Annotated in this window: 18 protein-coding genes; 10 read left to right on the top strand and 8 right to left on the bottom strand. The window is 59.9% G+C overall.

What is annotated here, in order from left to right:
• The first annotated feature begins 7 nt into the window (after positions 1-7).
• Both ACXX9E_RS18945 and ACXX9E_RS18940 read left to right on the top strand, forming a co-directional pair.
• Complete coding sequence (locus ACXX9E_RS18945; protein ID WP_123468427.1) at positions 8-1,306, top strand: MFS transporter; 1,299 nt, start codon at positions 8-10, stop codon at positions 1,304-1,306.
• A 13-nt stretch (positions 1,307-1,319) separates the two neighbouring features.
• Positions 1,320-2,297, top strand: coding sequence for a 2-hydroxyacid dehydrogenase (locus ACXX9E_RS18940; protein WP_458555936.1), 978 nt, complete (start codon positions 1,320-1,322; stop codon positions 2,295-2,297).
• A gap of 117 nt (positions 2,298-2,414) precedes the next feature.
• Here the strand turns inward: ACXX9E_RS18940 and ACXX9E_RS18935 are convergent, their stop codons facing one another.
• The 4 genes from ACXX9E_RS18935 to ACXX9E_RS18920 form a co-directional block, all read right to left on the bottom strand.
• Positions 2,415-3,602, bottom strand: a complete 1,188-nt coding sequence (locus ACXX9E_RS18935) for a pyridoxal phosphate-dependent aminotransferase (protein WP_123468424.1) — start codon at positions 3,600-3,602, stop codon at positions 2,415-2,417.
• Positions 3,603-3,643: 41 nt separating this feature from the next.
• Entirely contained in the window at positions 3,644-5,269 is a 1,626-nt protein-coding gene (locus ACXX9E_RS18930; RefSeq protein WP_186745944.1) for a methyl-accepting chemotaxis protein, read from the bottom strand.
• Positions 5,270-5,614: 345 nt separating this feature from the next.
• Positions 5,615-6,766 carry a glycerate kinase gene (locus ACXX9E_RS18925; protein WP_128616145.1) on the bottom strand — a complete coding sequence of 384 codons (1,152 nt, stop codon included), beginning with the start codon at positions 6,764-6,766 and terminating at the stop codon, positions 5,615-5,617.
• A 245-nt stretch (positions 6,767-7,011) separates the two neighbouring features.
• The gene (locus ACXX9E_RS18920; protein WP_123468418.1) at positions 7,012-8,133 is read right to left on the bottom strand and encodes a sugar diacid recognition domain-containing protein; all 1,122 of its coding nucleotides are present in this window, start codon (positions 8,131-8,133) and stop codon (positions 7,012-7,014) included.
• A 172-nt stretch (positions 8,134-8,305) separates the two neighbouring features.
• On the opposite strand from ACXX9E_RS18920, the gene ACXX9E_RS18915 reads away from it, so the two are divergent.
• Positions 8,306-9,616, top strand: a complete 1,311-nt coding sequence (locus ACXX9E_RS18915) for an MFS transporter (RefSeq protein ID WP_186745940.1) — start codon at positions 8,306-8,308, stop codon at positions 9,614-9,616.
• A 45-nt stretch (positions 9,617-9,661) separates the two neighbouring features.
• Here the strand turns inward: ACXX9E_RS18915 and ACXX9E_RS18910 are convergent, their stop codons facing one another.
• Positions 9,662-10,018, bottom strand: coding sequence for a VOC family protein (locus ACXX9E_RS18910; RefSeq protein WP_123468414.1), 357 nt, complete (start codon positions 10,016-10,018; stop codon positions 9,662-9,664).
• A gap of 98 nt (positions 10,019-10,116) precedes the next feature.
• Here ACXX9E_RS18910 and ACXX9E_RS18905 point away from each other — a divergent pair, with 98 nt between their 5' ends.
• The 3 genes from ACXX9E_RS18905 to rarD all read left to right on the top strand — a co-directional run bounded on the left by ACXX9E_RS18905 (position 10,117) and on the right by rarD (position 13,266).
• Positions 10,117-11,016, top strand: coding sequence for a LysR family transcriptional regulator (locus tag ACXX9E_RS18905; protein WP_458555935.1), 900 nt, complete (start codon positions 10,117-10,119; stop codon positions 11,014-11,016).
• A 69-nt stretch (positions 11,017-11,085) separates the two neighbouring features.
• A complete protein-coding gene (locus tag ACXX9E_RS18900) occupies positions 11,086-12,099 on the top strand; it encodes an aldo/keto reductase (RefSeq protein ID WP_123468410.1) in 1,014 nt (337 codons plus the stop codon).
• 285 nt (positions 12,100-12,384) lie between these two features.
• Positions 12,385-13,266, top strand: coding sequence for an EamA family transporter RarD (gene rarD, locus ACXX9E_RS18895; RefSeq protein WP_123468408.1), 882 nt, complete (start codon positions 12,385-12,387; stop codon positions 13,264-13,266).
• 127 nt (positions 13,267-13,393) lie between these two features.
• On the opposite strand, the gene hppD is transcribed toward rarD, so the two are convergent.
• On the bottom strand, positions 13,394-14,470 hold the full coding sequence (gene hppD / locus ACXX9E_RS18890) for a 4-hydroxyphenylpyruvate dioxygenase (RefSeq protein WP_123468406.1): 1,077 nt from the start codon (positions 14,468-14,470) through the stop codon (positions 13,394-13,396).
• A gap of 245 nt (positions 14,471-14,715) precedes the next feature.
• Entirely contained in the window at positions 14,716-15,663 is a 948-nt protein-coding gene (locus ACXX9E_RS18885; RefSeq protein ID WP_458555934.1) for a DMT family transporter, read from the bottom strand.
• A 76-nt stretch (positions 15,664-15,739) separates the two neighbouring features.
• Here ACXX9E_RS18885 and ACXX9E_RS18880 point away from each other — a divergent pair, with 76 nt between their 5' ends.
• The 3 genes from ACXX9E_RS18880 (at position 15,740) to ACXX9E_RS18870 (ending at position 18,864) form a co-directional block, all read left to right on the top strand.
• The gene (locus tag ACXX9E_RS18880; protein WP_458555933.1) at positions 15,740-16,612 is read left to right on the top strand and encodes a LysR family transcriptional regulator; all 873 of its coding nucleotides are present in this window, start codon (positions 15,740-15,742) and stop codon (positions 16,610-16,612) included.
• A gap of 115 nt (positions 16,613-16,727) precedes the next feature.
• Complete coding sequence (locus tag ACXX9E_RS18875; protein WP_458555932.1) at positions 16,728-18,263, top strand: EAL domain-containing protein; 1,536 nt, start codon at positions 16,728-16,730, stop codon at positions 18,261-18,263.
• A gap of 235 nt (positions 18,264-18,498) precedes the next feature.
• Positions 18,499-18,864: a histone-like nucleoid-structuring protein, MvaT/MvaU family gene (locus ACXX9E_RS18870; RefSeq protein WP_123468398.1), complete on the top strand. Its 366-nt coding sequence runs from the start codon at positions 18,499-18,501 to the stop codon at positions 18,862-18,864.
• 220 nt (positions 18,865-19,084) lie between these two features.
• Here ACXX9E_RS18870 and ACXX9E_RS18865 read toward each other — a convergent pair whose 3' ends face one another.
• Positions 19,085-19,603, bottom strand: coding sequence for a DUF4946 domain-containing protein (locus ACXX9E_RS18865; RefSeq protein WP_128614538.1), 519 nt, complete (start codon positions 19,601-19,603; stop codon positions 19,085-19,087).
• Positions 19,604-19,741: 138 nt separating this feature from the next.
• On the opposite strand from ACXX9E_RS18865, the gene gloA reads away from it, so the two are divergent.
• A complete protein-coding gene (gene gloA / locus ACXX9E_RS18860) occupies positions 19,742-20,263 on the top strand; it encodes a lactoylglutathione lyase (protein WP_007963339.1) in 522 nt (173 codons plus the stop codon).
• Positions 20,264-20,467: the final 204 nt, after the last annotated feature.

Raw genomic sequence — 20,467 nt, 5'->3', positions numbered from 1 at the left:
CAAGACCATGAAAACCGCAACCCTCGCCGCCCGCCGCTGGTGGTACATCATGCCGATTGTGTTCATCACCTACAGCCTGGCGTATCTGGATCGCGCCAACTACGGCTTCGCCGCCGCATCGGGCATGGCCGAAGACCTGATGATCACACCGGGCCTGTCATCGCTGCTCGGTGCGCTGTTCTTCCTCGGCTACTTTTTCTTCCAGGTGCCCGGTGCAATCTATGCGCAAAAGCACAGCGTGAAGAAACTGATTTTCGTCAGTCTGATCCTTTGGGGCGGCCTCGCCACCCTGACCGGCGTGGTCTCCAACGCCTATTGGCTGATCGTCATCCGCTTCATGCTCGGCGTGGTCGAAGCGGCGGTGATGCCGGCGATGCTGGTGTATCTGTGCCATTGGTTTACCCGTGCCGAACGCTCACGGGCCAACACCTTCCTGATCCTCGGCAACCCGGTGACGATGCTGTGGATGTCGGTGGTTTCGGGCTATCTGGTGCAGCATTTCAGTTGGCGCTGGATGTTCATCATCGAAGGCCTGCCGGCGGTGCTCTGGGCGTTTATCTGGTGGCGCCTGGCCGATGATCGCCCGGCCCAGGCCAAGTGGCTCAACGACCAGGAAAAGCACGATCTGGAGAGTGCGCTGGCGGCTGAACAGGTCGGGATCAAAGCGGTGAAGAATTACGCCGAGGCGTTCCGCTCGCCGAAGGTGATCGTCCTTGCGCTGCAGTTTTTCTGCTGGAGCATCGGCGTTTACGGCTTTGTGCTGTGGCTGCCGTCGATCCTCAAGGCTGGCGCACAAATGGACATGATCGAGGCCGGCTGGCTGTCGGCGCTGCCGTACCTGGCGGCAGTGATCGGCATGCTCGCGGTGTCGTGGGGCTCGGACAAACTGCAAAAACGCAAACGCTTTGTCTGGCCGCCGCTGCTGATCGCGTCCATCGCTTTCTACGGCTCTTACGCCTTGGGCACCGAGCATTTCTGGTGGTCGTACACGCTGCTAGTGATTGCTGGTGCCTGCATGTACGCGCCGTACGGACCGTTTTTCGCCATCGTTCCGGAGATTCTACCGGCCAACGTGGCGGGCGGCGCGATGGCGTTGATCAACAGCATGGGCGCGCTCGGTTCGTTCGGCGGCTCGTATCTGGTCGGCTACCTCAATAGCTCCACCGGTTCGCCCGGTGCGTCGTACCTGCTGATGAGCGGCGCGCTGATGTTATCGGTGGTGCTGACGATTTTTCTCAAGCCCGGCGCAAGCGATCGCGTCGTGGCCAAAGCCGCTGCCACGCGTCCCGTGCCGGCTCATTCCTGAAGAGATGCTTGCCATGAAAAAACACGTTGTGTTGTACAAGAAACTCTCGCCAGTGCTGATGGCGCGACTGCACGAACGGCTCGACGTGACGCTGATCGACAGCCTCGACAGCGACGGCCTGATGAAACTGCGCGACGCCCTGCCCGGCGCCCACGGTTTGCTTGGCGCCAGTCTGAAGCTGGATGCGGCACTACTCGATCTGGCACCGAAGCTGGAGGCGATTGCCAGCGTCTCGGTGGGCGTCGACAACTACGACATCGACTACCTGACGCGGCGCAAGATCCTGCTCAGCAACACGCCTGATGTGCTCACCGAAACCACCGCCGACACCGGTTTCGCGCTGATCCTCGCCGCTGCCCGGCGTGTGGTGGAACTGGCGAACATGGTGCGCAGCGGCCAGTGGCATCGCAATATCGGCCCGGCGCATTTCGGCACCGATGTGCATGGCAAGACCCTGGGCATCATCGGCATGGGCCGCATCGGCGAGGCGCTGGCCCAGCGCGGATATTTTGGGTTTGGCATGCCGGTGATCTATCACAGCCAGTCGCGCAAACCGGCAGTCGAAGCGCGGTTTGATGCGCAATATCGCAGCCTTGAAGAGCTGCTCCAGCAGGCCGATTTCATTTGCCTGACCTTGCCGCTGACCGCGCAGACCGAAGGCTTGATTGGTGCTGAGGAGTTTGCGCTGATGCGTCCGCAAAGCATCTTCATCAACATTTCGCGGGGCAAAGTGGTGGATGAGGCGGCGATGATTGAAGCGCTGCGTCATCAGCGCATTCGTGCGGCGGGATTGGATGTGTTCGAGCGTGAGCCGTTGCAGCATGACTCGCCGTTGTTGCAACTGAATAATGTGGTGGCGACGCCGCACATGGGCTCGGCAACGCATGAGACGCGCGAAGCGATGGCGCGCTGTGCGGTGGAGAATCTGTTGGCGGCGCTGGCTGGGGAAAAACCTGCGAATCTGGTGAATCCATCGGCTTGGCAGGGCTGAATTAATCCGTGGCTGTCATGCCGCCTTCGCGAGCAAGCTCGCTCCCACATTTGAAACGCATTCCCCTGTGGGAGCGAGCTTGCTCGCGAAGAGGCCGGTACAGGCAACACAAAACCATCAGGCACTGCGCGCCTGTAACAGCTGCGCCGCACACAGTGTAATCCGCGAGCAGGCGTCCGCCAGTTTGACCCGATCGACCACCAGTCCAATGCGAATATGCCCCGCCGCACTCGGCCCGAACGCTTCACCGGCCAGCACCGAAACGCCGTAATTTTCCAGCAAGCGCTCGGCAAACGCTTGAGCGCCTAACCCGGTCTGGCGCACATCGACCATCACGAACATGCCGCCATCCGGGCGGATCGGTTGCAAACCCGGGCAGCCCTGCAGCCGCTCGCAGACCAGATCCCGGCGCAAGCGATACTCCTCGCGCATCTGCGCCACTTCCGGCAGGTCCGTTTCCAGCGCAACCTGCGCGGCTTTCTGCACGAATTCCGGCAAACCGAACAGCATGCTCAACGACAGATTCACCAAGTGTTCGGCCAACGCTTTTGGCCCGATCGACCAACCGATCCGCCAGCCAGTCATGGCGTGGGATTTCGACAGGCTGTTGATGGTCGCCGTGCGCTCCGCCATGCCCGGCAGACTCGCCGGGCTGATGTGCTCGCCTTCGTAGAGCAAATCGCTGTAGACCTCATCGCTGATCAGCCATAAGTCATGACGAATGCACAGCGCCGCCAGTTCCTGCCAGATCAGCAGTGACAGGCTCGCGCCGCAGGGGTTGTTGGGACTGTTGAGCAGCATCGCCCGGGTCTTGCCGGTGATGCGTGCAGCGACATCGGCGGGGTCAACGCGAAAGCCGTTTTCCGGACGCACCGGCACCGGCACCACGGTCGCCCCACAGGCGCCGAACACGCCTTCGTAGGTGACGTACATCGGCTCGGCGACAATCACCTCGTCCCCCGGATCCAGCAGGCATTGCGCCACTGAATACACCGCGCATTGCGCCCCCGGCAGCACGATCACGTGGTCGGCATCGACCGCCTGACCGCAGCGTCGCTGATGCCGCCGGGCAATCAGTTTGCGCAAAGCCAAGCGGCCGCGCACTTCCGCATAATGCGTATCGCCGGCCAGCAGACTGTCGATGGCACCGTGGACGATCGGCAGCGGTGTATCGAAATCCGGATCGCCCACACTCAGCAGCAGGACATCGACGCCCTCAGCGCGCAACTCCAGCGCTCGGTCGTGAATCTGCCAGGCCGCTGCGCCCTCCCCGGCGATTCGTTGAGTCAAGGCTGAATAGCGCATGCACGTCTCCTGTTTGCGCAATCTCCAGCCTTCACCCTATCTCAAATCACAAAACGCGCCACCATGGCGTTCAAATCCACCGCCAGTCGCGACAGCTCATGGGTGGCGGCGCTGGTCTGGTTGGCCCCGGCAGCCGATTGCGTAGCCAGATCGCGGATATTGACCAGATTCCGGTCAACTTCGCGGGACACTTGCGCCTGTTCTTCGGAGGCGCTGGCGATCACCAGGTTGCGCTCGTTGATCTGATGAATCGACTGGGTGATCTGCTCAAGGGCGACGCCGGCGGCGCGGGCCATTTCCAGGGTGGTCTGGGTGCGCTGGTTGCTCTGCTGCATCGACGAAACCGCTTCACCGGTGCCGTTCTGGATGCCGGCGACCATTTTTTCGATTTCCTGAGTCGATTGCGCGGTGCGATGGGCCAGTGCGCGCACTTCGTCTGCCACCACCGCAAAACCACGACCCGCCTCACCGGCACGCGCCGCTTCGATGGCTGCGTTGAGCGCCAGCAGGTTGGTCTGTTCGGCGATGGCGCGGATCACGTCGAGCACTTTGCCGATGTCCCGACCCTGCGCCGCCAGGCCTTCGATCATTTGCGCGGTGCTCTGCACGTCGTGGGTCATGGTCTGAATCGCGTCGACGGTTTTCACCACTTGATCGCGGCCTTCACGGGCGGCCTGGGTCGACTGGTTCGAGGCCTCGGAGGTTGAGACGGCGTTACGTGCAACCTCTTCCACGGCGGCGGTCATCTCGTTGACGGCAGTGGCGGCCTGTTCGATTTCGTTGTTCTGCTGTTGCAGGCCACGGGAGGCTTCTTCGGTGACCGCGCTGAGCTCTTCGGCTGCGGCGCCCAGTTGGGTGGCGGAGCCGGCAATCTGTTCGATGGTCTTGCGCAGGTTGGTCTGCATCGTGGCCAGGGCCTGCAGCAGTTGCGTGGCTTCGTCCTTGCCGTCGACTTCGATGGCTTTGCTCAGATTGCCATCGGCAATGGTTTGCGCCACCAGCACCGCCCGGTTCAACGGCGTGACGATGCTGCGCGTCAGCAGCAATGCCAGCAATACCGTCGCCAACGCGGCAATCACCGCGACAATGATGATGCCGGTAATGGCGCTGTCGTAATGCTCACCTGCCTGAGTGGAGGCGACTTTGGCACCCGCTGCGTTGATCGCGATCAGCTTGTTGAGCTGCTCGCCCATCTGGTCGGTGCCTTCCTTGATCTTTGTGTTAATCAGGGTACGCATTTCCTCGACCTTGCCCTGACGCGACAAGTCCATCATCTGGTTTTGTGCTTGCAGGTAATTGTCGAGCGTCGTCGCGAACGCCTGGTACAGGGCACGCTCCTCGGCTTCCGCAGGCAATGCCGCGTAGCTGGCCTGAGCACTGCGTACCTTGTCCACCAACACGCCAATCCGCGTCTGCGCCTCTTGCAAGCCGGCCGGCTCGCGGTTGACCAGAATCCGGAACGACAGAATCCGCAGGCGCAACACGTTTTCCGTCACCACGCCAAGGTAGGTGACACTGGGCAGTTGATTGGTATCCATGTCGATGGAGGCCTGGCGAATGATCGACATGCGATTGACGGCGAACACGCCAAGGACAATCACCAGCAAGGCGATAAAGGCAAAACCGAGGAAGGCACGGGGCGCGATTTTCAGATTACGCAAAGACATGGTTGGACTCTCGGATAGAGGTAGCTGCGAGCGTCCTTGCCGTCATCACCAGTCCTTGGAGCGGGACCGGTCTGGCGTCACGGTTCGAGGGAATCTGTGTGCGCCTGATCTTTGTATCGGCCAGGCTTTAGGAAGGTTTCGTGTAAAACGGAAATATTTTTCAAGGTGTTACAGCGATGAAACACCGTAAACATTTAAGCAAAATCGGTGGTGAGAGAACTTGCTCAGGCTCGTCTGTGCAGCAGTCTTGGAACCATCGAACACGGTGGATCCGAAGGATTGACACCAAGAGGGTTGGAGCTGCTTCGCAGCCCGGCGCGAGCAAGCTCCCTCGCCACAGGTTAATCAATGCTGATCAGGCTGATTCTTGGCCATCTGCCAGACACGGGCGATGTCGGCCGCACGTTCACGCAGCAATCGCGGCGCTTCGGCGCAGGCCTGCTCAAGGGGCATCGGCCCGCTGGTAACGGCGAATGCGGCATCAATGCCGTGGCCGTAGAGTTCCTGATAGCCCTCGCCAAGAGTGCCGGCAATGACGATCACCGGAACCTGCTGCTGTTTGGCAATCCGCGCCACGCCAAACGGGGTTTTGCCGCGCAGGGTCTGGGCATCGAAACGGCCTTCGCCGGTGATCACCAGATCCGCGCCTTTCACCGCTTCGGCGAGGCCCACCAGTTCGGCGACCACTTCCACGCCGGCTCGAAATTGCGCGCCCAAAAACGCCTTGGCAGCAAATCCCAGCCCCCCGGCTGCACCACTGCCCGGTTCATCACGCACGTCTTTGCCCAAGGCGTGTGCACAGTGTTCGGCAAAATGGCCCAGCGCCTGATCCAGTTGCTGCACTTGGGCGGGCGACGCACCTTTTTGCGGGCCGAAAATGGCGGAAGCACCGTGCGGACCGCAGAGTGGATTGTTGACGTCTGCGGCGATGTCGAAGCGCACGTGGGCCAGACGCGGGTCCAGGTCGCTCAGTTCCAGACGCGCCAATTGCGCCAGTGCCAGACCGCCCGGCACCAGCGACTGGCCTTGCGCATCCAGCAGTTTCACGCCCAGCGCCTGCATCGCGCCGGCGCCGCCGTCGTTGGTCGCACTGCCGCCAATCGCCAGAATCACCCGTTGCGCGCCAGCGTCCAGCGCCGCACGGATCAACTCACCAGTGCCGAAGGTGCTGCTGATGCAGGCGTCACGTTGCCCCGGCGGCACCAATTGCAAACCGCTGGCCTCGGCCATCTCGATGATCGCGGTGTGGTTGTGCGGCAACCAGCCCCACGCCGCGTCCACCGGCACGCCCAGCGGGCCACGCACGCGGCTGCGGCGCCGTTCACCTTCGCACGCGGCGAGAATCGAATCGACCGTGCCTTCACCGCCATCGGCCATCGGGCATTTGACCAGCGTGGCTTGTGGCCAGACTTGCGCCAGGCCCAAAGCAATGGCCTCGGCGACGCCCTGGGCACTCAGGCTGTCCTTGAACGAATCGGGGGCGATGACGATCTTCATGCGAATTCTCCAGTTCCAATGCTCCTCATGCTGCCAGTCAGCCCGCGCATTGACGCCTGTCCGCTGCACAAGCGCTGTGGGCGTTTATTGTTCATTTTCACAAAGGCCCTGGAATCGAGGCTGAATGTTCCGGCCCTATCGCTGGCAAGCCAGCTCCCACAGGGAACTTCAGTGACCATGAATTTTGTAACCACCGCAGAGACTGTGGGAGCTGGCTTGCCAACGATGGCGGCAGCAAGAACAACTCATGCCGCAGGATCAGTCTGGGGCAGGAGTTGCACGCCGAGATACAACGCCAGCATCCCGTCCAGCCTTAACGGATCAACCCCACTCAACTCGGCAATCCGCTCCATCCGGTAACGCAAACTGTTGCGATGAATCCCCAGCGCATCCGCACACGCCTGGCTCTGCCCGTCGTGCTCGCACCAACTGCGCAACGTCGCCAGCAACTGGCCGTTGCCGTCCTTGGCGATGACCTTGCGCAACGGCTTGAGCAATTCATCCAGCGCATCGTCATTGCGATGCCGCCACAGCATCACCGGCAGCCGATAACGATTGAGCGTCAGCAAACGCGAGTGCGGCAGCACCTCTCGGCCATACGCCAGAAGATCGCCGACCCGCCGATAGCAACGGCGCAACCCGACCAGCCCATCCGCCTGCCCGCCCACGGCGATGCGCAAAATATTCCAGCCCAGGCCGTCGAGCTTTTCCAGCAAGCGGTCAGATTCGACGTTGTGGCTCGCTGGTCGACACCACAACAGCGACGACTTTGCCGAACTCACGCACCAGCTATCGGGATAACGTGAGGTCAGCCAGGCACTCAGGGCCTCGACGGTCTGCCCCGGGCCGTGCTCCAGACCCAATTCGAACAGATACGGCACCCGGGTCAATTGCGGTTTGAGACCGAGTTGCTGCGCCTCGTCGATCAGGCGTGGCGAATCCCCCGCCTCGCTGAGCAACAGCGCCAGCAAGTCATCGCAACGCTGACGGCGCCATTGCTGTTCGGCCTGTTGATTGCGCTGGCCAACGAGCATTTCCGCGGTCATGCGCACCAGTTCGGCGTAAGTGCGCAACTGCTCCGGCTCGCCGGTGATGCCGAGCACGCCGATCAAGCGCTGATCGAGCAACAGCGGCAAATTGATGCCCGGCTGCACGCCTTTCAAATGCACGGCGGTCTGCGCGTCAATCTCTACCACCCGACCGTTGGCCAGCACCAATTGCGCACCTTCGTGACGGGTGTTGATCCGCTCCGGCTCGCCACTGCCAAGGATCAAGCCCTGGCTGTCCATGACGTTGACGTTGTAGGGCAAAATGGCCATGGCACGGTCGACGATGTCTTGGGCGAGGTCGTGATCGAGTTCGAACATAAGCGCTGGAATCCTTGAAAACAGGCCCGGACAGGTTGTTCACCCGCACAGGGTCTGACGGCAAACCCTGTGCTCAGGCACAAAGACAATCCGGCCACCGGTGGCCGAGACTCTCAGGGCGATCAACGTTACCCTTTGCATCGCCAAAAATCATAATAAAGAGAGAGCCGCTATGTCGCACAGCGCCGCAGCTACCCAGACCATCGCAGACGATAAAAACGCCGTCTACAAACGCATCACCCTGCGTTTGATCCCCTTCATCTTCATCTGCTACCTGTTCAACTACCTCGACCGGGTCAACGTTGGATTTGCCAAACTGCAGATGCTCGACGCCCTGAAATTCAGTGAAACCGTCTACGGCCTCGGTGCCGGGATTTTCTTCATCGGCTACGTGCTGTGCGGCGTGCCAAGCAACCTGGCCCTGACCCGATTCGGTCCGCGGCGCTGGATTGCCTTGATGATGATTACCTGGGGCACGTTGTCGACCTGCCTGCTGTTCGTCACCACGCCGACCGAGTTTTACACCCTGCGCCTGTTCACCGGTGCGGCCGAAGCCGGGTTCTTTCCAGGCGTCGTGCTGTACCTCTCGCAGTGGTTCCCGACCTTCCGCCGGGGGCGGATCATGGCGCTGTTCATGTCGGCAATTCCAGTGTCCGGCCTGCTCGGCAGCCCGTTCTCTGGCTGGATTCTCAATCACTTCGCGGCGGGCCAGGGTGGTCTGGCCGGCTGGCAGTGGATGTTCCTGCTGCAAGGCATCCCGACGGTGATCCTCGGCGCCCTCGCCTATTTCCTGTTGAGCGACAGCTTCGCCAACGCCAAATGGCTGAGCCCGCACGAGCGTGCAGTGCTGGAGGCCGATCAGGCCGAAGACCTCGCGAACAAACCGAAAACCACCTCCGATTCGTTGATCGCGGTGTTCAAGAACCCGGCAATCTGGGCCTTCGGCCTGATCTATTTCTGCATCCAGAGTGGCGTGTACGCGATCAACTTCTGGCTGCCGTCGATCATCAAGAACCTCGGCTTCAGCGACAACCTGGTGATCGGCTGGCTGAGCGCGATTCCGTACCTGCTGGCAGCGGTGTTCATGCTGGCGGTCGGGCGATCGGCGGATTTGCGCAAAGAGCGTCGCTGGCATTTGGTGGTGCCGATGCTGATGGGCGCGATCGGTCTGGTGATCGCGGTTAATTTCGCCGCCAACCCGGCGATTGCGATTCTCGGCCTGACCATTGCGACCATGGGCGCGCTGACCGGCCTGCCGATGTTCTGGCCAGTGCCGACGGCGATGTTGAGTGCCGGTGCTGCCGCCGGAGGCCTGGCGTTGATCAACTCCATGGGACAAATGGCCGGATTTCTCAGCCCTTATCTGGTGGGTTGGGTCAAGGACAGCACCGGCTCCACCGATGCGGCGTTGTACCTGCTGGCGGCGGTGATTGTCGGCGGCAGTCTGCTGGCGTTGCGCATGACCCGCACATTGCGCGCCTGATCACGTTGTAAAACGCAAAAGATCGCAGCCTGCGATCTTTTGCACTCAAGCCAATGCATCCAATTCGATCACCACGCCACCCGGCATCTGCACAAAAATCTGCCAGATCCCGTCCTCCGGCACCTGCGCCACCTGATACGGCAAACCGCTGTCGCGCACCCGTTGCAGCACGGCTTCTGCCGGCTCATCCGTGCGAAAGGCAATGTGGCTCAACGCCGTATCGTCGAACGTCGGCTGCTCGATCACGTGCACCACGGCGTGCGCATCCTGATACAGCCATCGCCCGGGAAACGGAAACGGTGGTCGGCGCCCCGGCGTCAGGCCGAGCAAGCTGGCGAAACTGTCCTGCAAGCTCTGGCCATCGGCGGTGTTGAAGGCCAGGTGATCGAATGTCCAGGTCATGCTCATCTCCTGCGGTTGTTGATTGATTGCAGTATCACGGCTTGCCAATCACGGAAAAATCCCGTTAAAACGCAAAGATCTTTAAAGGATTTTTAGCAATGAGCTCGATTCTCGATCTGGAGATTTTCGTCCGCGTGGCCGATTCCGGCAGTATTTCTGCCGCTGCACGGGCGCTGGAACTGACCCCGGCCGCCGCCAGCATTGCCCTGAAACGCCTGGAAACCCGTCTCGGTATCCGTTTGCTCGCACGCTCCACCCGCAGCATGCGCCTGACCGAGGAAGGCCGGCGTTATCTGGACAGTGTGCGCCTGGCCCTGGCGACACTGGCCGACGGCGAACAAGCGCTGAAACAATCAGGTGAAGGCCTGAACGGCGTGTTGCAACTGGCGGCGCCCTCGGACTTCGGCCGCAACGTGTTACTGCCGTGGCTGGACGATTTCAAGCGCGCGCACCCGAATATCCGCCTGCAATTGCTGCTCAACGACCGCCACGCCGATCTGTTTCGCGAAACCGTGGACATCGCGCTGCGCTTCGGCGTGCCGAGCGACTCGACGCTGGTGGCGTTGCCGATTTTGCCGACGCATCGCCGCGTTGCCTGCGCCAGCCCCGATTATCTGGCCCGTCATGGCACGCCACAGCACCCGACGGAACTGGGCGATCACAGTGCCCTGCTCTACCTGCGCAACGGCCGCCCCTACAACAGTTGGCGTTTCAACCGTGACGATGAAGCCGTCGAAGTCGAAGCCCACGGCGACTACCTCAGCGACGACGGTGAAGTCGCCCGGCGCTGGGCACTGGCCGGGCATGGCATCGCCTACAAGGCCTGGCTGGATGTCGCCGAAGACGTGCGCGCCGGACGCCTGCGCACGTTATTCGACGACTGGCACGGCGAAAGCGTGCCATTCAATCTGCTCTGTCCACACCGGGTTCAGGTGTCCGAGCGGGTCAAGGTCTTGCAGGCATTTTTGCGCGAGCGATGTGCGGCATTGAGTCGATAATTCACTTTGCCCTGTCGCACGCATCTGGTATTTGATGAACGCTTTCCCACCGACAGAAAGGATTTCGGCATGAGCTATCGCACACTGGGTCACTCGGGCTTGCAGGTGTCTACCCTCACCCTCGGCACGATGATGTTCGGCGAGCAGACCAGCCACGAAGAGTCGTTGCGCATCATCGACAAGGCCTGGGATCAGGGCATCAATTTCATCGACACCGCTGACGTCTACACCAATGGCCGTTCGGAAGAGATCGTCGGCGAAGCGATTGCCGGCAACCGGCATGAGTGGGTGTTGGCGACCAAAGTCGGCTTTGGTCCGGTGGACGGCGTGCCGAACCGCAGCGGCCTGAGCCGCAAACATATCTTCAATGGTCTGGATGCCAGCCTGACACGACTGGGCACCGACTACCTCGACATCTATTACCTGCACCGCGAAGACCACAACACGCCGCTGGACGTGACGATCTCGGCCATTGGCGACCTGATCCGTCAGGGCAAGATCCGTTACTGGGGGCTGTCCAACTATCGCGGCTGGCGGATTGCCGAAGTGATTCGTGTCGCCGACCAACTGGGTGTCGACCGCCCGGTCATCAGCCAGCCGCTGTACAACATCGTCAACCGCCAGGCCGAAACCGAGCAGATCACCGCCGCGCAAACCTATGGCCTCGGTGTGGTGCCTTATAGCCCGCTGGCCCGTGGCGTGCTCAGCGGCAAGTACGCACCCGATGCAGCCCCGGACATCAACAGCCGCGCCGGGCGTCAGGACAAACGCATTCTGGAAACCGAATGGCGGGTCGAGTCGCTGCGCATTGCCCAGCAGATTCAGCAATACACCGAGGGGCGTGGGGTGGGCATCGTCGAATTCGCCATTGCCTGGGTGCTCAATAACAGCGCGGTGGCCTCAGCGATTGTCGGCCCGCGCACAGAAGCCCAGTGGGACGCCTACACCAAGGCGCAAGCGGTGAAGATCACGGCGGAAGATGAGGCGTTTATCGACTCGCTGGTGACGCCGGGGCACGCCTCGACACCGGGGTTCAATGATGTGAGCCATTTCGTGTCGGGCCGTAAACCGCATTCGGCTTGAGATCCTCGCCCTCTGCTGCCCTCTCCCTCTGGGAGAGGGAACCGATTGGCGGATATTGAGACTACGCTTTGGCGTGGGACCTGCGTGGTGAATCCATGATCGACTCGGCCTTTCGCGTCGCGCACTATCGCAAGACATCCCGATTCAGTCCCCTCTCCCTCTGGGAGAGGGTCACGGTGAGGGGCTTCTGAGGTCGTGTGTGAAATATTGATCGCTCGGCCAATATTCAGCACGAAAACCACGTATCCTTCGCGCCCCGTTTGATCACCCACCCGCGAGGACAGTTTGTCTAAAGGTATCGCTCTATCGGTTTCAGCCTCGGTGCTGTTTGCCGTCATGTATTACTACACCTCGCTGCTCACCCCATTGAGCGGCGTAGAAATCTTTGGCTGGCGGATGCTGCTGACCGTGCCGTGCATGACCGTGTTCATGCTGGTCTCCGGCGAATGGCGACGAGTACTGGAACTGATCCGCCTGATGGTCGCGAAGCCGAAACTGATTGGCGGGCTGATTGTTTCGGCCGCCCTGCTGGGCGTGCAACTGTGGCTGTTCATGTGGGCGCCGCTCAATGGATACAGCCTGGATGTGTCGCTGGGCTACTTCCTGCTGCCACTGGCGATGGTGCTGACCGGGCGCATTGCCTACGGCGAAAGCCTGTCGTACCTGCAGAAAATTGCGGTGTTTTTCGCCAGCCTCGGCGTGTTGAACGAGTTGTATCAGGTCGGCGGTTTTTCCTGGGCGACTCTGGTGGTCGTGGTCGGCTATCCGCTGTATTTCGTGCTACGCAAATACCTGAAAACCGACAACCTTGGCGGACTGTGGGTCGACATGACGCTGATGCTGCCAGTGGCGTGGTGGTTTGTGCAGGGTGGCGAGCAAGGTTTGGGCGTGTTCGATCAATACCCGGGGCTGATGTGGCTGATTCCGCTGCTCGGCCTGATCAGTGCGTCAGCGCTGGTGGTGTACATCATCGCCAGTCGCTTGTTGCCGTTCAGCCTGTTCGGTTTGCTCAGTTATGTCGAGCCGGTGCTGTTGCTCGGTGTCGCGCTGTTGTTGGGTGAAAGCATCAAGGCCGGTGAATGGCTGACCTACATTCCGATCTGGCTCGCCGTTGTGGTGCTGGTGTTTGAAGGCTTCAAGCACCTGATGCGGCAGCGCCGTCCTTAATCGCACGACAAAACAAATGTGGGAGCCAGCCTGCTGGCGATTGCAATCTGTCAGTCAACATCAACGTTGAATCTGAAGACGCTATCGCCAGCAGGCGGGCTCCCACAGTTTTTAGCGGTGTTACGGATTACTCGGTAGCGAGCACACCGCGACGCACCTGATCCCGCTCGATCGACTCGAACAGCGCCTTGAAGTTGCCCTCACCGAAACCATCGTCGCCTTTACGCTGGATGAATTCGAAGAACACCGGGCCCATCAGGGTTTCCGAGAATATCTGCAGCAGCAAGCGCTTGTCGCCCTGCTCAGAAGCACCATCGAGCAGAATACCGCGCGATTGCAGTTGATCGACCGGCTCGCCGTGGTTCGGCAGACGGCCTTCGAGCATTTCGTAGTAGGTGTCCGGCGGCGCGGTCATGAAGCGCATGCCGATCTTCTTCAGCGCGTCCCAGGTCTTGATCAGGTCGTCAGTGAGGAACGCGACGTGCTGAATGCCCTCGCCGTTGAACTGCATCAGGAACTCTTCGATCTGCCCGGCCCCCTTGGACGATTCCTCGTTGAGCGGGATACGGATCATGCCGTCCGGTGCGGTCATCGCTTTCGAAGTCAGGCCGGTGTATTCGCCCTTGATGTCGAAGTAGCGGATCTCGCGGAAGTTGAACAGCTTCTCGTAGAAGTTGGCCCAGTAAGCCATGCGGCCGCGATACACGTTGTGGGTCAGGTGGTCGATGATTTTCAGGCCGGCGCCGACCGGGTTGCGGTCCACACCTTCGATGAACACGAAGTCGATGTCATAGATCGAGCTGCCCTCGCCGAAACGGTCGATCAGGTACAGCGGCGCGCCGCCAATGCCTTTGATCGCCGGCAGGTTCAGTTCCATCGGACCGGTTTCGATGTGGATCGGCTGGGCGCCGAGTTCCAGTGCGCGGCTATAGGCTTTTTGCGAATCCTTGACGCGGAACGCCATGCCGCAAACGGACGGACCGTGTTCGGCGGCGAAGTAGGAAGCGACGCTGTGCGGTTCGTTATTGAGGATCAGGTTGATCGCGCCCTGACGGTACAGGTGCACGTTCTTGGAACGGTGGGTCGCGACTTTGGTGAAACCCATGATCTCGAAGATCGGCTCCAGGGTGCCAGGGGTCGGCGATGCGAACTCGATGAACTCAAAGCCCATCAGGCCCATTGGGTTTTCGTATAAATCGGTCATGGTGACGCCTCATCATTCTTATCAATTAACCAGGGTTATTTGTCAGTAATGCTGAGACCGCCGGGAGGTGCACAGGAGATGCCTCGCACGCTGCGGGCGAGGAAGTCACCGTAGATCAGTTGAAACCCGAATATCTTCATTGTCGACCCAAGGCTCTTGCGGGCGAGGCTTCTGCTGCCAGAAGACGATTATTATTGTATGCGTAAACCGATTCTACACAGCGTAAATAGGGTTGTCTGCCCTCCCTATAAAATCCGCCTTTTTGCGCCCGGTGCAAGCGGTTTGTTGCACAGGTAAATGCCCGCCAGAATCAGCACTGCGCCCACGTACATTGGCGGCGTCAGTTGCTCGCCGAGCAGCAGCGCCCCCAGTATTACCGCCGTCAGCGGGTTCAGAGCAATGAACACGCCGGAGCGAGTCGCGCCGATCTTGCGGATGCCGTCGTAATAACCGATGTAGGCCAGCGCCGAACCAAACACCCCCAGATAGATCAGGCTGAGCCACTGTGACGTACCGAGATCGCTCAACGCCGCCCAGCTCAACTCTCCACGCACGGCGGCCAACGTCCACAACATGAACGTGCCGATCAGGATCGAATACGTCACGGTCTGCAGCGGTCCGAGGCTTTGATTGAGGCGGCGCGAGAACAGCGAATACACGCCCCAGCCCACGACACAGCCGAAAATCAGCAGATCGCCCTTCCACGCATCGGGCGTCGCCATCAGTAACGCCGGGTTACGGCTGACGATCACCACGCCGGCACCGACAATGCAGATCGAGATACCCAACACCTTTGATCGCCCCAGCCGCTCCTTGAACAAGAGCCAGGAAGCGACGCCGATGACCGCCGGATTCAACGCAACGATCAATGACGCCCGCGACGCGTTGATGTACTGCAGGCCATAAAAGAAGCACAGGTTGTAGAAGAAAATCCCGAACAACCCCAGGAGCGTCAGTTGCAACCATTGCGCAGGAGTCGGCCGCGCCAGAGGAACACGCGCCAGGCAGAGCAATCCCAGCAGTGCAGCGCTGGCCAACAGGAACCGCAGACTTGCGGCGAATATCGGGCTGAGCCCGCCCGCCAGAAAACGCCCGGCGACAAACGTGCCGCCCCAGACCATCGTGACCGCCGCCAACGTCAGGTAGACCGGTATTTCAGAAGATTGCGAATGAGTCGGCGCGAGATTGGCCATGACACTTCCAAAGCAAAACCAGGAGATGGCGTATCATTCACCTCATTCCTGATCATCGTAAAATGAGTAATCACTCATGACCCTCACACAACTGGAGATTTTCTCGCTGGTGGCCGAGCTGCGCGGTTTCACCCTCGCCGCGCATCGTCTGGGGATTTCCCAGTCTGCGGTGTCCCACGCGATCAAATCCCTGGAGCAGGAACTCGGTGTTGAGCTGCTGCGCCGGCATCAATCGCAGGTGGAACTCAGCGACATCGGCGAGCATCTGTTGCTACGGGCACGGGCGATGCTCGGGCTGGCCAATACGCTGCGTCAGGAGGCCGCCGATGCCCGCGGCATGAAGCGCGGCACATTGCGCATCGGCTCATTCGGGCCGACGTCTTCGATCAAGTTACTGCCGGAAATTCTCCGCCACTATCGACAGGCGCATCCGGGTATCGAGGTGCACATTGATGAAGGGCCCGACCGGCAAGTGATTCAATGGCTCGAAGAGCGGCGCATCGACCTCGGCTTTGTGGTGCTGCCGCAGGAGCGCTTCGATACCTTCGCCTTGATCGAAGATCAAATGGTCGCCCTGCTGCCTCGTGATCATCCGTTGGGCAAGCGCTCGGCGCTGAGCCTGAAAGCGCTGTGTGACGATCCGTTTGTGCTGACGGAGGCCGGTTCTTCGGAACTGGTTTCGCGGCTGTTCAACGCGGCGCGACTGCAGCCGAATATTCGCTACCGTTGCTCGCAGTTGCTCAGCACCCTCGACACGGTCAGCCGTGGTGACGCGATCACCGTCGTCGCCGAAAGCTCCTTGCCGGATACGCCTGAGCCTGGCTACGTGAAGATCGCGCTGACGCCCAGGGTTCAGCGCCAGGTGGGGCTCGCCGTACTTGACCAACGCCAGGCGTCACCGGCAGCGCTGGCGTTTATCGAACTGGCCACGCATCTACATCCTCGATGAGCGGCACAAGCGCCACCGGCCATCTATCATCCCTTCTGGCTGACGTGTTTTTCAGCGTCGCGCCCCTGCCCGGCCAGCGTTCGAGAGCCCTACTTTTTCGCGACAGGATGCGCCCATGCCGTTAACCGTCAGACCCCGCCGCAAACGCAGCATCCGTATTATCGTGACGCTGCTCAGCGGTCTGCTCCCCGTCGTGCTGGGCAGTGCGATTCTTTACATCCAGGCTGAACGCACCTTGCAGCAGAGCGCGCTGCAAACGGCCGAGGAAGCACTGCGCCAGTTCGAACTGATGCTCGACAACACCGCGCAAGCCGCCCGGGAATTACTGCCACTGGCCGGCAAAACCTGCGAAGAGGTCAAGCTCGCCTTGCGCGAACAGGTCACCCGCCGCCCGTTCGTACGCTCGACCAACCTGGTGTGGGACGACAATCTCTATTGCAGCTCGTTGTTCGGCGATTTCAAGGAAGCCGTCAATGCCGGTGATTACACTCAGGGCAAGCTGTGGTTGATGAACGGCAATCCGGTAACGCCCAACACCGCGTTGCTGGTGTATCGCCTCAGTGACGGACGCGGTGGTGCGCTGACGACACTGGATGGTTATCACCTGAGCAACATCCTGCGTCTGATTGGCCGAGACACACTGTTGCTCCTGCAAGTGGGCAACAACTGGCTGTCCGCCGACGGCACCGTGCATCAAGGCCGGTTGCCGACGCTCCCGGTGGCGCAAAGCAAGCTGGATTCTTCGCATTATGCGTTCAGTGTCGCTGCCGGTTTTGCCCAAGGCGAAACCTGGCGGTACATGGCCGATGAATACCCGCCATTGTTCAGTCTGTTGATGTTTTTTGGTGTGGTGTCAGCGGCGATCGGGCATGTCCTGCAAAAACGCTCGACGTCGCCGAGCCATGAAATGCTCCGCGCGCTGGAGGCTGGCGAATTCATTCCCTATTTTCAACCCGTGGTGCATGGCGACAGCAAAAGGTGGTCAGGCGCTGAGGTGCTGATGCGCTGGAACCACCCGAAAGAGGGGCTGGTCCGTCCGGACCTGTTCATTCCGTTCGCCGAGCACTCCGGCCTGATCGTGCCAATGACCCGCGCCCTGATGCAGCAAACCGCCACCCTCCTCGGGCCTCTGTCGGCGACATTCGTCACCCCCTTCCACCTCGGCATCAATATCACCGCCAGCCACTGTCAGGATCTTGCACTGGTGGACGATTGCCGCGAACTGCTGGCGGCATTCACGCCGGGCAGTATCAATCTGGTGCTGGAGTTGACCGAGCGCCAGCTGATCGAGCCGACCGACATCACCCGACAGTTGTTCGCGCAACTGCATGAGCTGGGTGTAATGATTGCCATCGACGATTTCGGCACCGGGCATTCCAGCCTCGGTTACCTGCGCAAGTTCAATGTCGATTTCCTGAAGATCGACCAGAGTTTCGTCGCCATGATCGGTGTTGACGCACTGTCCCGGCACATTCTGGACACCATTATCGAACTCTCGGCCAAGCTGGACTTGGGTATTGTTGCCGAAGGTGTCGAAACCCAGGCACAGGCCGATTATCTGACCGCCCATAACGTCAACTTCCTGCAAGGTTATCTGTTCGGCAAGCCGATGGCTGCGGCAGACTTCATCAGTGCATTAAGTCACCATTAACTAAATGAAATTTTTCAGAGCGCATCACCACGACGCACCAAATTGATACAAAAGACTGTGATTGTTACATGAGGAAAAAGTCAGGATTTACTCTTGGCTCATTAACTACTACAATTTTTCATGCCTGTTGCAAGACTGGCAGGTGAGCCAATTATCACCGAGTCGCTTCAAGGCTCTTGGCTTATAGCTTTGTTTGCGGTTGGTATCAGCCAAACACACTATTGGAGTAAAGATATTGTCCAGACTCGCTGAATTTCGTGCAGCTGAAAAGGCCCTTCAGGAACAGCTCAAGCAGCTGGAATCGCTGAAGAACGATGCCGGGCTCAAGAAAGAAATCGAATTCGAAGAAAAGCTCCAGGGGCTGATGAAAACCTATGGCAAAGGCCTGAAAGACATCATCGCCATCCTCGATCCGAATCCGGCAAAATCCGGTCTGCAAGTGTCTGCGGCCCCTAAAACCCGACGCGCTCGCGTGGTCAAGGTTTATCAGAACCCGCACACTGGCGAACTGATCGAAACCAAAGGTGGCAACCACCGTGGCCTGAAAGCCTGGAAGGAACAATACGGTGCAGCTACCGTTGATTCCTGGTTGCGCGGTTAATCGCGCTTCAACAAAAAGCCCCGCATCGTGCGGGGCTTTTTTTATTGACAATATCTAACAAATGAAATGAATTTCATCGAGCAAGTTGTGATTTTCGTGTAACACCCGTGAGCCAGTACGCTAAAAAATTTGCTGCGCAATGTTGCTACCGAGACTGGCGTACAAACTTTGTGCTTAATCCGTTCGGGTATCTAATCGAGCCCGCCACTAGAACAGACGCTTAAAGTTTCAAGCTGTTTCGCACCGCGACTATTTCGTCTGCGCTGTCCTTATAAACCTGCGCCTGCCCCGCGTAGGAAAGAACATAAGCCTTATCAGCATCGAGCGCCGCCACCAGCGTTTGCGACAACACATGCCGACCGTTTTCGGTGACCGTGCAAGTCGTTTCCAGCGCCGATAAAGAGCCAAGCATCGCGGCGTGCACCTTGTTGCAGACACTTTGGTAGCCGCTTTGGAAAAAGTCCTTTTGAATCGACTTGCGCATCTCCAGCAATACCCCCTGCAGATTCACCTGATGCCCCGCTTCCACCTGCGTCATGGTCAACTCCATCACCATCACCTGATTGCCATCGGCATCGTTTTTCACCGCCCGCTGACGAGAAACCTGAGGGGCGCTGTCCGGTAGCGCTTCGACTTCCCAGCCTGCTGGCCAGGTGACACTCGGCTCGTCCGCCAACGCGCAAACCGCCTGCAGCGAGAACACAGAAAAAACAAACAGGGTTTTGAACAGTCGGATCATTGCCGGGCGCACTCGCAGATTGAGCGGCAAAGTCTGAGCCCCGCCCGCGCGCAGGGCAAGCCTGCCCTTTCATTTGGCGATGCCGCAAGGCATGCGTATCATTGCGCCCATCACTCGCCCATAGTTATTGGAGGGCCCATGAGCCTGCACGAACTGAACACTTTCCCCGGCGTTACCGCCACGCCAGACAGCGCAACCCGCAACTTCGTGTTCAACCACACCATGCTGCGTGTGAAAGACATCACGAAGTCCCTGGATTTTTACACCCGCGTGCTGGGTTTCTCGCTGGTCGAAAAGCGTGATTTCCCGGAAGCCGAGTTCAGCCTGTACTTCCTCGCACTGGTCGACAAGGCGCAGATCCCGGCCGACGCCGCTGCGCGCACCGAGTGGATGAAGTCGATTCCGGGGATTCTGGAACTGACCCACAACCACGGCACCGAAAACGATGCTGACTTCGCCTATCACAACGGCAATACCGACCCGCGCGGCTTTGGCCACATCTGCATCTCGGTGCCGGACATCGTAGCCGCGTGCGCGCGCTTCGAAGAACTGGGCTGCGACTTCCAGAAGCGCCTGACCGATGGCCGCATGAAGAGCCTGGCGTTCATCAAGGACCCGGACGGCTACTGGGTCGAGATCATTCAGCCTGCGCCGCTGTAAAAGCTGAAAAGCCCCTCACCCTAACCCTCTCCCGGAGGGAGAGGGAACTGATTGGGGGATATTGGAGAGTTACGCCGACTTGAAAGACTGGCGTGAATCCATAATCGACTTGAAAGACTGGCGCTGAATCCATAATCGACTGGATCGTTCAGGTCGACGGACAACGCCAGATACCTCGGTCAGCTCCCTCTCCTTCGGGAGAGG

It is taken from the genome of Pseudomonas sp. GNP014 (assembly GCF_054344005.1).
The sequence above is the reverse complement of the archived record's forward strand: the minus strand, read 5'-3'. Positions and strand labels throughout refer to the sequence as shown.

Coding starts and splice junctions, on each gene's coding strand:
- ACXX9E_RS18875 (WP_458555932.1), top strand. CDS start 16,728: ATGCCGTTAACCGTCAGACCCCGCCGCAAACGCAGCATCCGTATTATC.
- ACXX9E_RS18920 (WP_123468418.1), bottom strand. CDS start 8,133: ATGTTCGAACTCGATCACGACCTCGCCCAAGACATCGTCGACCGTGCC.
- ACXX9E_RS18905 (WP_458555935.1), top strand. CDS start 10,117: ATGAGCTCGATTCTCGATCTGGAGATTTTCGTCCGCGTGGCCGATTCC.
- ACXX9E_RS18915 (WP_186745940.1), top strand. CDS start 8,306: ATGTCGCACAGCGCCGCAGCTACCCAGACCATCGCAGACGATAAAAAC.
- ACXX9E_RS18885 (WP_458555934.1), bottom strand. CDS start 15,663: ATGGCCAATCTCGCGCCGACTCATTCGCAATCTTCTGAAATACCGGTC.
- ACXX9E_RS18930 (WP_186745944.1), bottom strand. CDS start 5,269: ATGTCTTTGCGTAATCTGAAAATCGCGCCCCGTGCCTTCCTCGGTTTT.
- ACXX9E_RS18940 (WP_458555936.1), top strand. CDS start 1,320: ATGAAAAAACACGTTGTGTTGTACAAGAAACTCTCGCCAGTGCTGATG.
- ACXX9E_RS18925 (WP_128616145.1), bottom strand. CDS start 6,766: ATGAAGATCGTCATCGCCCCCGATTCGTTCAAGGACAGCCTGAGTGCC.
- gloA (WP_007963339.1), top strand. CDS start 19,742: ATGAGCCTGCACGAACTGAACACTTTCCCCGGCGTTACCGCCACGCCA.
- ACXX9E_RS18865 (WP_128614538.1), bottom strand. CDS start 19,603: ATGATCCGACTGTTCAAAACCCTGTTTGTTTTTTCTGTGTTCTCGCTG.
- ACXX9E_RS18945 (WP_123468427.1), top strand. CDS start 8: ATGAAAACCGCAACCCTCGCCGCCCGCCGCTGGTGGTACATCATGCCG.
- ACXX9E_RS18910 (WP_123468414.1), bottom strand. CDS start 10,018: ATGACCTGGACATTCGATCACCTGGCCTTCAACACCGCCGATGGCCAG.
- ACXX9E_RS18900 (WP_123468410.1), top strand. CDS start 11,086: ATGAGCTATCGCACACTGGGTCACTCGGGCTTGCAGGTGTCTACCCTC.
- ACXX9E_RS18880 (WP_458555933.1), top strand. CDS start 15,740: ATGACCCTCACACAACTGGAGATTTTCTCGCTGGTGGCCGAGCTGCGC.
- hppD (WP_123468406.1), bottom strand. CDS start 14,470: ATGACCGATTTATACGAAAACCCAATGGGCCTGATGGGCTTTGAGTTC.
- ACXX9E_RS18935 (WP_123468424.1), bottom strand. CDS start 3,602: ATGCGCTATTCAGCCTTGACTCAACGAATCGCCGGGGAGGGCGCAGCG.